Below are 13,543 nucleotides of genomic sequence, written 5' to 3'. Positions count from 1 at the left end.
TTGCGATGACGTTGCCCGACGCGGTGCGCGGCGAACAAAAAAGCGGAAAATAAGGCATTAGGGGGCTTAAAGCAGCCAGCCCCCTGGAAGTGCGGGTTTACAGCAGGATGCGCAACATGCGGCGCAGCGGCTCGGCCGCGCCCCACAGCAGCTGGTCGCCCACGGTGAACGCCGATAGATACTCCGGCCCCATATTCAGCTTGCGCAGACGGCCGACCGGCGTATTCAGCGTGCCGGTCACTGCCGCCGGCGTCAGTTCGCGCATGGTCAGTTCGCGGTCGTTCGGGATCACGCGCACCCAGTCGTTGTGCGTCGCCAGCATCTGCTCGATTTCCGGCAGCGACACGTCTTTTTTCAGCTTCAGGGTGAACGCCTGGCTGTGGCAGCGCAGCGCGCCGACGCGCACGCACAGACCGTCGACCGGGATCACGCTGCCGGTATTCAGAATCTTGTTGGTTTCCGCCTGACCCTTCCACTCTTCACGGCTCTGGCCGTTGTCGAGCTGCTTGTCGATCCACGGGATCAGGCTGCCGGCCAGCGGGACGCCGAAGTTATCGGTCGGCAGTTTGCCGCTGCGCGTGGCTTCGGTCACCTTGCGCTCGATATCCAGGATGGCGGAAGCCGGATCCTGCAGCTCTTTCGCCACGTCGGCATGCAGCATGCCCATTTGGGTCAGCAGTTCGCGCATGTGGCGCGCGCCGCCGCCGGAGGCCGCCTGGTAGGTGGCGACCGACGCCCACTCCACCAGATCGTTGGCGAACAGGCCGCCGAGCGACATCAGCATCAGGCTGACGGTGCAGTTGCCGCCGACGAAGGTTTTGATGCCTTTGTCCAGGCCCTGCTGAATCACCGCGTGGTTGACCGGATCCAGGATGATGATGGCGTCGTCCTGCATGCGCAGCGACGAGGCCGCGTCGATCCAGTAACCCTGCCAACCGCTGGCGCGCAGCTTAGGATAAACTTCGTTGGTATAATCGCCGCCCTGACAGGTAATAATGATATCGAGCGCGCTCAGCGCGTCGATGTCATACGCATCCTGCAGCGTGCCCTGCTGGCCGCCGAAGGCCGGCGCGGCGGAACCGTGCTGCGAGGTGGAGAAAAAGACCGGGCGAATGGCGTCGAAATCGCGCTCTTCCGTCATGCGTTGCATGAGAACCGAGCCGACCATTCCGCGCCAACCGATGAAACCAACGTTTTTCATAATATCTGTGTCCCGCCCGGATAAGGGCTTATGTAGGTGATAACGAGTTGTGTGCAATATCTCCTCACCTTACAAAATGTCGGCGCGGGCGCAAAGTGAATTTATTCGATGGCTGAGGATTTCTCAGCAATCCTTCTTATATACCCGTCGTCTTTCAAACTGCAGCGTTGTTACCTGCACGTAGTTACGTGGCCCATCCGTGGGCCACGCCCCAAGGGGCCGCTGCGAGCAGCGTTCAAATCTGCTCCCGGCAGATTTGTCATACCCCAGTCACTTACTTGAGTAAGCTCCTGGGGATGCGATCGCTGGGCGCCTAGCTGCAATTTGAAATCCATAGGGGATAGGCAAGGACGCGGCCGGAAAGGCCGAGGCGTTTTCCCGATCACGAGGTCACCATGACAGAGATGATTTCCGCTACGGTATTGCTGTTTTTAATTATGGATCCGCTGGGCAATCTGCCGATTTTCATGTCGGTGCTCAAGCATCTGGAGCCGCGCCGCCGCCGGGTGGTGCTGATCCGCGAGCTGCTGATCGCCCTGCTGCTGATGCTGATTTTCCTGTTCGCCGGCGAGAAAATTCTGGCGTTCCTCAACCTGCGTACCGAAACCGTCTCCATTTCCGGCGGCATCATCCTGTTTCTGATCGCCATCAAGATGATCTTTCCCTCGCAGGAGGGAAATAGCTCCGGGCTGTCCGCCGGCGAGGAGCCGTTCCTGGTGCCGCTGGCGATCCCGCTGGTGGCCGGGCCGTCGATTCTGGCTGCATTGATGCTGCTGTCGCACCAATACCCGCATCAGTTGCCCCATCTGGTGGCGGCGCTGCTGATCGCCTGGGGTCTCTCTGCGGCCATTTTGCTGATGTCGAACCTGTTCCTGCGCCTGCTGGGCAGCAAAGGCGTCAGCGCGCTGGAGCGGTTGATGGGGCTGATTCTGGTGATGCTGTCGACCCAGATGTTCCTGGATGGCGTGCGGGCTTACATGAAGCTGTAGGCGCCTGGCGGCGCCGACAACGGTCCGCGCTTAGCGGGCGGTAACGCGGCGAATATGGGCGAGCGTATCGGCGACCACGCCGTCCAACGGCTGGTTGATGTCGATCGCTTGCACATCCGGTTCCTGCTCGCCCGGCTCTTCCAGCGTGGCGAACTGGGAAATCAACATCTGCGGCTTGAAGAAGTGGCCCTTGCGCTGCTTCAGACGCTCCTCGATCACCGACTGGTCGCCTTTCAGATACAGGAAATGCAGGTTGAGATTGCCGTCGCGCAGGCGATCGCGATAGCTTTTCTTCAGCGCCGAGCACACCAGCAGCGACACATCATTGGTGCGCTGCATGGCGAAGATGGCGTCGTTCAGGGCCGCCAGCCACGGAGCGCGATCGTTGTCGTCCAACGCATGCCCGGAGGACATTTTGATGATGTTGGCGCGCGGGTGCAGGTAGTCACCATCCAGCATGGCGGCGTTGGCCTCGTGGGCGACGGCGCTGGCCACGGCGGATTTGCCGCTGCCGGAAACGCCCATCAAAACAAATACGTGATTCTGCGGATTACTCATTGTGTCATGCCCTTATGGGAACTGGCGCGAGCGCGCCACATGCGTCCCAACTGATAAAGATACTCTGGAACGCCGGCGCCCCGCGGGGCGCCGGATAAAGATTATACGACCGTCGCCAGCAGCAGGCAGCCCACCAGGCCGCACACCGAGATAATGGTTTCCAACACCGACCAGGATTTGATGGTTTCCATGATGCTCAGGTTGAAGTACTCCTTGAACAGCCAGAAGCCCGGATCGTTGACGTGCGAGAAGATGACGCTGCCGGAACCGACCGCAATCACCATCAGCTCAGGGCTGACGCCGGTGGTGGCGATCAGCGGCGCGACGATGCCGCCGGCGGTGATCGCCGCCACGGTGGCGGAACCCAGCGCCAGACGCAGCGCGGCGGCGATTGACCAGGCCATCAGAATCGGCGAAACGTTGCTGCCTTCCATCAGGCCGGCGATGTACTGCTCGACGCCGCTGTCCACCAGCACCTGCTTGAAGGCGCCGCCGCCGCCGATGATCAACAGCATCATGGCGATGATTTTAATCGAGTCAGTGATGGTGCCCATCACTTCATCCATGGTGCGGCCGCGGTTCAGGCCGAAGGTGAAGATGGCGATCAGCACGGCGATCAGGGTCGCCATCACCGGGTCGCCGAAGAACTCGGCGAAGCGCAGCAGGCTGTGGCCCTTCGGCAGCACCATTTCAGCGACCGCGCGCAGCGCCATCAGGATCACCGGCACCAGCGACGTGGCAACGCTGACGCCAAAGCTCGGCATCTCCGCGTCGGTAAAGGTTTTCGGGTTGTACAGGCCTTCCGGCACCGGCTTGTCAATGCCTTTCAGGAAGCGGGCATAGACCGGGCCGGCCAGGATCACCGTCGGGATCGCCAGCAGCGTGCCGTACAGCAGGGTTTTACCCATGTCGGCATGGAAGATGGTGGCGATGGCGGTCGGGCCTGGGTGCGGCGGCAGGAAGCCGTGAGTCACCGACAACGCGGCGGCCATCGGCACGCCGACGTACAGCAGCGGAATGCGCGCGGAGGCGGCGATGGTGAACACCAGCGGCAGCAACAGCACGAAGCCCACTTCGTAGAACAGCGCGAAGCCGACGGTGAAGCCGGTCAGCACCACCGCCCATTGAATGTGTTTTCTGCCGAACTTGTCGATCAGCGTGGTGGCGATGCGCTGTGCGCCGCCGCAGTCCGCCAGCAGCTTGCCGAGCATGGCGCCGAAGCCCATGATCAGCGCCAGGCTGCCCAGCGTGCCGCCCACGCCGGCCTTGATGGAGCCGATGACCTTATCGACCGGCATACCCTGTGCAATCCCGACCGCCAGGGCAACCAGAACCAGAGAGATAAAGCCGTTCAGCTTGAAGCGGATCATCAGCAGCAGCAGCAGCGCTACGCCGCCTGCAACAATCACTAATGGCATAGTTTTTCTCCAACCTTTTATCGCGACTCTCTTTACGATAGGCGTAAAGCGTGCGGTTGTTTTATTTTTAGGCTCTTTCCCGGTGTTTAAGAAGAGCTGTAGGTGTTGTTGAGTCAGAGGTTCAGTCTTGCAGCAAGATGACCGCGCACTCGTTGTTACCGGTATCATGATACCGGTAACAGAATAAGCACCGGAACCGGGTAATCGGCTAAAATTCGCGTTCTGGGACAGAGATCAAACTTATGTCGGCAACGAGCTGCGGGCTTACAGGCGGGATAACCAGCGCGCCTCAGGGCGCGCTGCAAAAAGAAAGGGTGTTAAAACAGAACGTTAAAATGGCTCAGATACTGCCGCCGGGGATCACGGTGAAACCGACGTCCACCATGCGCGGGCACACCGTTTCACCGCGCAGCCGGGCCAGCAGGCGCTCGGCGCCGATCTGCCCCATGCGTTCACGCGGCGTCAGCACGCTGGCCAGCTTCGGCACCATCACCTGGCCGATGTCATGGCCGTGGAAGCCAGCGATCGCCATCTCCTGCGGGATCGACAGCCCCTGCCGCTGGCATTCAAAGGCCGCGCCGATCGCCAGGTCATCGTTGGTGCAGAAGATACTGTCGATCTGCGGATAGTCACGCTGCGCCTGGCGCAACAGCTCCCCGCCGGCGGAATAAGAGGAAGAACGCGCGGTCATGATGCTGTACGGCTCCAGGCCGGATTCGCGCATCGCCTGCTCATACCCCTGCTGCTTGATAATAGTACGCTCATCCTGGCGAGCGCCGAAATAGACTACGTGACGGTGGCCGTGCGCGATGATCTGTTGGGTCATCTGGCGCGCCGCCTCGAAGTTGTTGAAGCCCACCGCCAGATCGATGCACGGCGAGACGCAGTCCATCAGTTCCACCACCGGAATGCCCGCCACCTCGATCATCTTCAGGGTGCGCGGCGTATGGTGGCGCTCGGACAGGATCAGGCCGTCGATATTGTAAGAAAGCAGCGAAGTCAGACGCTCTTCTTCACGCTCCGGCAGATAACCATAGTGCGCCAGCATGGTCTGGTAGTTGTGCGCGTCGGTGACGCTTTCGATGCCGCGCAGCACTTCGGCGAACACCTGGTTGGTCAGCGACGGCAACAGCACGCCAATCGCCCGGCTGGTGGCGTTGGAGAGGATGTCCGGCGCGCGGTTGGGGATGTAGCCCAGCTCATCCAGCGCGACGGCGATTTTTTGCTGCAGGGCGACGGAAACCTGGTCGGGATTGCGCAGATAACGGCTCACCGTCATCTTGGTCACGCCCACCTTGTCCGCCACATCCTGGAGTACCGGCCGTTTTTTCTTCATTATCAATGAACTGACTAACCATGAATGGGCAGTCATTTTAGCAAAAAAAACGGCGGGCCGATATTGTCGGTTATGCGACGGCCAACGCAAAAAGGGCTCACACCGTGAGCCCTTGATATTTACCGCTTAATCACACTGGCGGCAGATCGAACAGCAGGATTTCGCTCTCTTCGTCGGCCTGGATCGTCAGCGCCGATTCATCCCACACCGCGAACGCGTCGCTGATGCCGGCGGTCTGGCCGTTGACCGAGACCTTGCCGCGCACCACCTGGATCCAAACGCGACGGCCGGCGGCGATCGGGCATTCCCCCTGCTCGCCTTTATTCAGCGCCCAACGCGACAGCGTCATATCCTGGAACACCTTCAGCGAGCCGTCACGCGCATCCGGCGACAGCACCAGCTGACGGCCCTGCGGCGCGTCGAACATGCGCTGCTCATAGCGTGGCTCCAGCCCGACCTGATCCGGGATGATCCAAATCTGGTACAGGTGCAACGGGCGATCCTGATTGGCATTGTACTCGGAGTGACGCACCCCGGTGCCCGCACTCATGATCTGGAATTCACCGGCCTGGATCTGCTCCTTATTGCCCATGCTGTCCTGATGTTCCACCGTGCCGCTCAGCACGTAGGTCAGGATTTCCATGTCTTTATGCGGGTGAGTACCGAAACCCTGCCCTGCATCGATCACATCTTCGTTGATCACCCGCAGCGCCGAGAATCCCATAAAGTTCGGATCGTAGTAATCGGCAAATGAGAAGGTGTGCCAGCTATCCAGCCAGCCATGATTGGCGTGGCCGCGGTCTTCCGCTTTACGTACATAAATCATATTCAACTCTCCTCAATGTTTTTTTACAGTCTAGTCCTGCCAGCAGAATAAGAAAGCGTAAAAAACTCATGCCTCTGTTCAAAAATTTCGATGGAATGAAACAGCTGATGGGCAGCGGATTTGTTGAAGGCGGAAACGGCTGAAAAAAGGGCAAAAAAAAAGCCAGCACCCGAGCTGGCTAAGTAAACACTGGAAGCAATGTGAGCAATGTCGTGCCTTCGCAGCGAGAGTATCAAGGGTTGATGCCCTCCCCGGAACGCATCGCAATAATAATCATTATCATTCGCACCTGTAAAGCGTTTTTTTTGACCCGTTGAAATAATATTGACTCAAGGCAGTAAACGGATAAATTCAGAGGTTATTCAACCGGTAAGCAAAAGGAGCAGCGAGATGAGCGAGATCGCGATACGCCACGTGGAAACATCGGATGCGCAGGCCCTGCATCATCTTTATTCTCAGACGCCCGTCTACCGCGATACGCTGCACCTACCGCTACCGACAGTCGACCTGTGGCATAAACGCCTCGCCAATCCCGAACCGGGCACGCATAACCTGGCGGCCTTCGTTGACGGACAGCTTGTCGGTCAGTTAGCCGTGATGCTGAATCAGCGCGTGCGCCGCCGCCACGTGGCCACCTTCGGCATCGGCGTCGATCCGCGCTACCACGGTAAAGGCGTCGGCAGCCGCCTGATGCAGGCGATGATCGACCTGTGCGACAACTGGGCGGCCATCGAGCGCATCGAACTGACGGTGTTTACCGACAACCCGGCGGCCATCGCGCTGTATCGCAAGTTCGGTTTTGAGATTGAAGGCACCAGCCGCGCTTTCGCCATGCGCGACGGCGTGCTGGTCGATGCCTACCATATGGCGCGTTTTCGCTCCGGGCAGCCGCGCGGCGATGCGTGATATCATCCCCCCGCAGGGGCCGCTGCGCCGGCCCCTGAATATCAACCGCCGAACCTTTTTACACGCGCTGGCCGGCCTGACCGCCGCCGGCATGTTCCCCCCCTTCACCCCATTAGGTGCCGCTATGCCAACTTCCGCCGCCGGGCGCCCTGGCGCCCGCAATCTGATTACCGATGTACCCGGCCTGAAGGTCGGCGTGGCGCAGGACAGCCGGGTGCGCACCGGCGCGACGGTGATCCTGCCGGACGGCCCGGCGATTGCCGCCGTGGACGTGCGCGGCGGCGGCCCCGCCACCCGGGAAACCGACGCGCTGGGTGAGGACAATTTGGTACAGACCATCGATGCGCTGACGTTCAGCGGCGGTTCGGTATACGGCCTGGCGGCGGCGGACGGCGTCGCGGCCTGGCTCGGGCTACAAGGCAGAGGCTATGCGCTGCGGCCGGCCCCCGGCGTGCCGGTCTCACCTATCGTGCCCACCGCCTGCCTGTACGACCTGGCCAACGGCGGCGATAAAAACTGGCAGCTCACGCCGCCGTATCGCCAACTGGGCATCGACGCGGTCGGCAAGGCCGGCCTGGACTTTCCGCTGGGCACCGTCGGCGCCGGCTACGGCGCCATGACCGGCATGGGCAAGCTGAAAGGCGGGCTCGGTTCGGCATCGATCGTTGCCGCCAATGGCGCTACCGTCGGCGCACTGGTGGCGGTCAACAGCCTGGGTGCGGTGGTAGCGCCCGGCACCCGCGCCTTCTGGGCGACGCCCTATGAAATTGATGGTGAATTCGGCAACGGCGGCGCGGCGGCTCTGGCGCAGCTGCGTGCGCAGGGCGAAGACGGGATGGTGCAAGAGCCGCAGGGCGGCAGAAAGAACACCACCCTGGCCTGCATCGCCACCGACCTGGCGCTGACGCGGGTGGAGTTGAAACGGGTGGCCATCATGGCGCAAGACGGCATGGCGCGCGCCATCCGCCCGCTGCACAGCCCGTTTGACGGCGACGTGGTGTTCGCCCTGTCCACCGGGCAGCGCGAGGTGCAGGGCAGCCGTGAACTGGCGGTGCTGCAGATCGGCGCGCTGGCGGCGGACACCCTCGCTCGAGCGATCGCCCGTGGCGTATACGCCGCCACGCCGTGGCCGGGCAGCCAGGTCACAACCTGGCAAACGCTCGGCGGCTAACGCGCCGCCATCAAAAAAGGGGCGCCGGCGGCGCCCCTCGATCTCTATTGCCCCTCGCCGCCTAAATGCCGGCGGTTTCCCGAATATAACGGCGCGCCTTCACCGCATACTCGAACGGGTTGGCCAGCGCCGGATCCTGCTCGGCCTCCACCACCATCCACCCTTTGTAACCGCGCTCGTCCAGCAGCTTGAACACCGGTCTGAAATCGATCACGCCATCACCCGGCACGGTGAAAGTGCCCTTCTTCACGCCATCGAGGAAACTCAGCTTGTTGGCCTTCACTTCCGCCACCACCTCATCGCGCACGTCCTTCAGGTGGACATGGTTGATGCGCGGCAGATACTTCTCCAGGATCGCCATCATCGCCTGTTGGCTGCCTTCCGAATAGTAGGCGTGGCCGGTATCGAACAGCAGATAAACGTCGTCGTTGACCATGCTCATGTAGCGATCGATTTCGGCCGTGGTCTGAATGCCGGTGCCCATGTGGTGGTGCAGGCACACCTGCATGCCTTTATCGGCGGCGATCTTCGCCAACTCGTTGTAACCGTCGGCCACCCGCCGCCACTCTTCATCGCTGAAATACGGCTTCTCTTCGAACACGCCTTTGGTGGTGCCCTGAATGCTCTTGCTCTGCTCGGAGCAGCCGATCACCTTGGCGCCCATGGCATGCAGGAAATTCATGTGGTTGATAAATTCATCAATGGTTTTGTCTTTCTGGCCGTCGGCGAAAAAGGTGCTGAACCAGGCGTTGCAGATCTGGATGCCGCGAATATCCAGCATCGGTTTCAGCACCGCCGGATCGCGCGGGTATTTGCTGCCCACTTCGCTGCCGGTGAAACCGGCCAGCGCCATTTCACTGACGCACTGCTGGAAGGTGTTTTCCTTGCCCAAATCGGGCATGTCATCGTTGGTCCAGCCGATCGGCGCAATGGCCAATTTCACGTTGTCTTTATTCATGGTTTGCCTCGGTCCTTGCAGGGCCGCCGGTACAAACGCCGCCGGCGAGCCGAATCAGATTATTTGCCCAACAGCTCTCTTTCGATGCGTTCTCTGGTCGCCACCGCCTGGCTCGGCATCTTTTCCGGGTAGCCGAACAGCGAGGTGCAGATGATCGATTCGCCGCCGACCTTGAAGCTGCGGTTGGCGAATTCCATGTCGCGCAGCGTCTGGAACAGGGCGTCGAAATTCACTTCGCCTTCGCCGATGCCGACGTGCTGGTGCACCGCGGCGTCAACGCCTGGCGGGTTGACGATATAACGGCAATGCTTGGTGTGATTCATGGTGTCGGCGATCAGCACGTGGGAAAGATCGTCCCCGGCGTACTGCAGCATGCCGGCTACGTCACCCTGTCCCTTGTCGTAGTAGAAGGTGTGCGGCACGCTGTAGAGGTATTTGACGTGGTCGCTGCGCAGCGACTTCACCAGATCGGCGGTTTCGTTGCTCAGCTCGCAGAAGTCCCACGGGTGCGACTGGATCTCCATACGAATACCCTCGCGCTCAACGATCGGCAGCAGCTCCTCCATCGAGCGATACCACAGCTCCTCGCAGATCTCCGGTTCGTTGGGGTTGCCGGCCAGTTCGGTGTTGATCACCTGCACGCCCATTTCCACCGCGATTTCGATCATCCGCCGCCAGTTTTTGACCGCCGCCTGGCGGCGATCTTCCCCCGGCCCGGACCAGCGATACACCACGATAAATGAGGAGATCTCCACGCCGGTCGCTTTCAGGGCGTTTTTATACTCCGCCATGATTTCGCGGCTGGCCTTCGGATGTTTGTAAAACGGGTTGATCTGCGGGTGCGGCGACTGCTCGATGTATTTGTAGCCCCAGTCCGCCACCTGCTGAACCATTTTGGTGACACCCAAATCCCGGATAACGTCGACATCAAAAGCGATCTTCATGGTCATTCCTCTACAATCATGGGTACGCGCTGCGAGCGGTTATTTGCCGTAAAACGCCGGGCGCGCCGGCAGGGTCACCGGCACGATCTCGCCGCTGAGCTGGGCGGCCACGCAGGCGTCGGCGGTCACGGCGGCGGCGTAGCCGTCCCAGGCGGAAGGCCCGGTCAATTTGCCCGCGGCCACGTCGTTGATGAACCCCTGCAGCTCGACGTCATAGGCGTCGATAAAGCGATCCTTCCAGTCGGTCAGGATTTCGGTCGACAGGCGGGCGCCGCTGCGCATCTGCACCGAGGACGGCTCCGGCAGTTTGGCGATGCCGGTTTCCCCTACCACTTCACACTGAATGTCGTAGCCGTACTGGCAGTTGACGAAGATTTCGACGTCGATGCGCGTCCCTTTGGCGGTTTCAAACAGCACAATTTGCGGATCTTTCAGGTGCGGGAACGCCTTCGGGCTCTTGCGCGGGAACACCACCTGCACCGACACATAGTCGTCGTCGAGCAGCCAGCGCAGCACGTCGATTTCGTGGATCAGGGTGTCGGTGATCGCCATATCGGTGGTGTAGGCCTCGCCGACCGTCGGATTGCGGTGCGCGCAGTGCAGCATCAGCGGCTCGCCGATCTGGCCGCTGGTCAGCACCTGTTTCAACGCGCGATACCCCTGGTCATAGGGGCGCATAAAGCCGACCTGCACCAGCCGCTTGCCGTGCTTCGCTTCGGCGTCGACGATGTTTCTGCAGCCCTGCGCGGTCACCGCCAACGGCTTCTCGCAGAATACCGGTTTGCCGGCGGCGATGGCCGCCAGCACGAACTCTTCATGACTCGGCCCCCAGGAGGTGACCAGCACCGCCTGCACGTCGGCGGCCTTGATCAGATCGTGGCCGTTGTCATACACCCGCGCATCCAGCTGCAGATCGCTCACCACCTTGGCGGCGTTGTCGCGATTGATGTCGTTCACCGCCACGACGCGGGCGCCCTGCAAAACTTTGCTGCAGCGGCGGATATGATCGCGGCCGATGGCGCCGGTGCCGATAACCCCAATGTTCAATGTCATTTTCGCTACCCTCTGGAAAGTGTGTTGTGTTCGAAAACGAATCAGTAATCGCGCGCCTTATCGATGTTTTCCTGCAGCTTGCGCGCCACTTCGACGATTTTCTCGCTGTCGGCCACCTGAGCACCGCCCACGCGCCACCAGCTGAGATATTTGTGCACCATGGTCTTCGGCAGCACCTTGATGTCGAGCAGCGTGGACACGGTCTGCCTGCGGGCGTCGGCCAGCGCATCGAGCAGCTGCTGCTCGGTGGTGACGCGATAGGTTTTGCAGCCGTAAGCCGCCGCCAGCATGGCGAAATCGACCGGCACCAGTTTGCCGTCGAGCTTGCCGCCCTCTGGATTGCGGAAGCGGAATTCGGTGGTGTAACTGTCCATGCCATGTTCCATCTGCAGGTTGTTGATGCAGCCGTTGGTCATGTTGTCGAACAGCACCACGTTGATCTTGCAGCCTTCCTGAATCGAGGTGACCAGCTCGGAATGCAGCATCATGAACGCGCCGTCACCCACCATCGCGTACACCTCACGCTGCGGCTCGGCCAGCTTGACCCCCAATGCGGCGTTCACCTCGTACCCCATGCAGGAGTAGCCGTATTCCACGTGGTAACCGTGCTCGCCGCGGTTGTGCCACACCCGCTGCAGGTCGCCCGGCAGGCTGCCGGCGGCGGCGACGATCACGCTGTCCGGCGGCAGTTCGCGGTTCAGCACCCCCAGCACCCGGCTTTGCGTCATCGCCGAGTCGGTCTGAGCGATAAATTCGGCGAACACCCGCTCGCGATCGAGGTGATCGTCGATCTCCGGCACAAAGCCTGCGCCGCTGTATTCCACCGCGTAAACCCGCTCGGTCTCTTCATGCTGCGCGCTGCGCGCCGCGGCGATGGCGTCGCCCCAGCCGGCGCGATAATCGGCCTGCGCCAGCCGTGCGCCCAGTTCGCTCAGCGCCTCGCGGGCGTCCGCCAGCACCTGCACGCCGTCAAGCTTGCCGGCGTCGAAGGCGCTGACGTTGACGTTGAGGAAGCTGACGCTCGGATGTTGGAACAGCCATTTGGACGAGGTGGTGAAATCGGTGTAGCGGGTGCCGACGCCGATCACCAAATCCGCCTGTCGGGCCAGCGTGTTGGCCGCCAGGCAGCCGGTTTCGCCGATGCCGCCGAGGTTGAATTCATGGTCGCTCGGCACCGCGCCTTTGCCGGCCTGGGTCTCGGCGAACGGAATGCCGAAGCGCTCGGCGAATTCGCGCAGCGCCCGCCCGGCCTGCGAGTATTTCACGCCGCCGCCGCACACCAGCAGCGGTTTGCGTTTGGCCGTCAGCAGCGCCAAGGCGTCCGCCAACATGCCCTCGGTCGCCGGGCGGCGATCGAGCCGATGCACGCGTTTTTGGAAGAAATAGTCGGGATAGTCGTAGGCTTCACCCTGCACGTCCTGCGGCAGACACAGCGTCACCGCGCCGGTTTCCGCCGGATCGGTCAACACGCGCATCGCATTGATGCAGGCGCTCATCAGCTGTTCCGGGCGCACGATGCGATCCCAGTATTTGCTCACCGCACGGAACGCGTCGTTGGTGCTGATGCTGAGATCGTAAGACTGTTCGATTTGCTGCAACACCGGATCCGGCTGGCGAGAAGCGTAAACGTCGCCCGGCAGCAGCAATAAAGGGATGCGGTTAGCGGTGGCGGTGGCGGCGGCAGTGATCATATTGGCGGCGCCGGGGCCGACTGATGAGGTGCAGGCGTAAATTTGCCGACGCAGCTTCTGTTTGGCGAAGCCGATCGCCGCATGGGCCATCCCCTGCTCGTTGCGGCCCTGGTGCACCCGCAGATCGCCGCTATCCTGTTCCAGCGCCTGCCCCAGCCCCAGCACGTTGCCGTGGCCGAAAATCGCGAAAATGCCCGCGACGAATTTGGTTTCCACGCCGTCGGCCAGCAGATACTGGTTATCGAGAAATCTGACGAGCGCCTGCGCCATGGTTAACCTGATCTTGCCCATTTACTCACCCTTTAGATTGAGGGCCGCCCCGGAAAGCGCTCATGCCGAGCCGACAATCCCGTGTTTGTATTACGCGGCGGCAGCTATTATCTTGAGCAGACGATGCCCGCGCTGCTCACGAAGTCGACAACCTGAAACGTGAAGCGATTATAAACAAATATATTTTTCATAAAATCACATTACAGAAGAAACATTTCATTT

Annotated in this window: 12 protein-coding genes; 3 read left to right on the top strand and 9 right to left on the bottom strand. The window is 61.1% G+C overall.

From position 1 onward, the window contains the following. Positions 1-97: 97 nt before the first annotated feature. A complete protein-coding gene (gene asd, locus ACP39K_RS18640) occupies positions 98-1,201 on the bottom strand; it encodes an aspartate-semialdehyde dehydrogenase (protein WP_016930397.1) in 1,104 nt (367 codons plus the stop codon). 395 nt (positions 1,202-1,596) lie between these two features. Between asd and ACP39K_RS18635 the strand changes: the two genes are divergently transcribed. Continuing rightward, on the top strand, positions 1,597-2,190 hold the full coding sequence (locus ACP39K_RS18635) for a YhgN family NAAT transporter (protein WP_025159894.1): 594 nt from the start codon (positions 1,597-1,599) through the stop codon (positions 2,188-2,190). 30 nt (positions 2,191-2,220) lie between these two features. Here the strand turns inward: ACP39K_RS18635 and gntK are convergent, their stop codons facing one another. The 4 genes from gntK to ACP39K_RS18615 all read right to left on the bottom strand — a co-directional run bounded on the left by gntK (position 2,221) and on the right by ACP39K_RS18615 (position 6,328). Further along, the gene (gene gntK / locus ACP39K_RS18630) at positions 2,221-2,748 is read right to left on the bottom strand and encodes a gluconokinase (protein WP_033639197.1); all 528 of its coding nucleotides are present in this window, start codon (positions 2,746-2,748) and stop codon (positions 2,221-2,223) included. 101 nt (positions 2,749-2,849) lie between these two features. Then, positions 2,850-4,166, bottom strand: a complete 1,317-nt coding sequence (gene gntT / locus ACP39K_RS18625) for a gluconate transporter (RefSeq protein ID WP_016930400.1) — start codon at positions 4,164-4,166, stop codon at positions 2,850-2,852. Positions 4,167-4,506: 340 nt separating this feature from the next. Continuing rightward, positions 4,507-5,502: a gluconate operon transcriptional repressor GntR gene (gene gntR / locus ACP39K_RS18620; RefSeq protein ID WP_033639195.1), complete on the bottom strand. Its 996-nt coding sequence runs from the start codon at positions 5,500-5,502 to the stop codon at positions 4,507-4,509. Between the two features lie 130 nt (positions 5,503-5,632). Next, entirely contained in the window at positions 5,633-6,328 is a 696-nt protein-coding gene (locus ACP39K_RS18615; RefSeq protein ID WP_004930835.1) for a pirin family protein, read from the bottom strand. Between the two features lie 390 nt (positions 6,329-6,718). On the opposite strand from ACP39K_RS18615, the gene ACP39K_RS18610 reads away from it, so the two are divergent. Beyond that, positions 6,719-7,234 carry a GNAT family N-acetyltransferase gene (locus ACP39K_RS18610; RefSeq protein WP_033639194.1) on the top strand — a complete coding sequence of 172 codons (516 nt, stop codon included), beginning with the start codon at positions 6,719-6,721 and terminating at the stop codon, positions 7,232-7,234. After that, the gene (locus ACP39K_RS18605) at positions 7,227-8,405 is read left to right on the top strand and encodes a P1 family peptidase (protein WP_016930403.1); all 1,179 of its coding nucleotides are present in this window, start codon (positions 7,227-7,229) and stop codon (positions 8,403-8,405) included. Before ACP39K_RS18610 ends, ACP39K_RS18605 begins: the two co-directional genes overlap by 8 nt. 61 nt (positions 8,406-8,466) lie before the next feature. Here ACP39K_RS18605 and iolE read toward each other — a convergent pair whose 3' ends face one another. From iolE to iolD, 4 genes are read right to left on the bottom strand one after another with little or no spacing between them, the layout of a single operon-like run. Then, positions 8,467-9,363: a myo-inosose-2 dehydratase gene (gene iolE, locus ACP39K_RS18600; RefSeq protein ID WP_089185107.1), complete on the bottom strand. Its 897-nt coding sequence runs from the start codon at positions 9,361-9,363 to the stop codon at positions 8,467-8,469. 59 nt (positions 9,364-9,422) lie between these two features. After that, the gene (locus ACP39K_RS18595; RefSeq protein WP_004930845.1) at positions 9,423-10,307 is read right to left on the bottom strand and encodes a sugar phosphate isomerase/epimerase family protein; all 885 of its coding nucleotides are present in this window, start codon (positions 10,305-10,307) and stop codon (positions 9,423-9,425) included. Between the two features lie 39 nt (positions 10,308-10,346). Beyond that, positions 10,347-11,360 (bottom strand): bifunctional inositol 2-dehydrogenase/D-chiro-inositol 1-dehydrogenase, encoded by a 1,014-nt coding sequence (gene iolG, locus ACP39K_RS18590; RefSeq protein WP_016930405.1) that lies wholly within the window; start codon positions 11,358-11,360, stop codon positions 10,347-10,349. Positions 11,361-11,401: 41 nt separating this feature from the next. Beyond that, positions 11,402-13,342 carry a 3D-(3,5/4)-trihydroxycyclohexane-1,2-dione acylhydrolase (decyclizing) gene (iolD, locus tag ACP39K_RS18585; RefSeq protein WP_048796030.1) on the bottom strand — a complete coding sequence of 647 codons (1,941 nt, stop codon included), beginning with the start codon at positions 13,340-13,342 and terminating at the stop codon, positions 11,402-11,404. Between the last annotated feature and the right edge of the window lie 201 nt (positions 13,343-13,543).

Source organism: Serratia sp. EC4 (genome assembly GCF_059652115.1).
The sequence above is the reverse complement of the archived record's forward strand: the minus strand, read 5'-3'. Positions and strand labels throughout refer to the sequence as shown.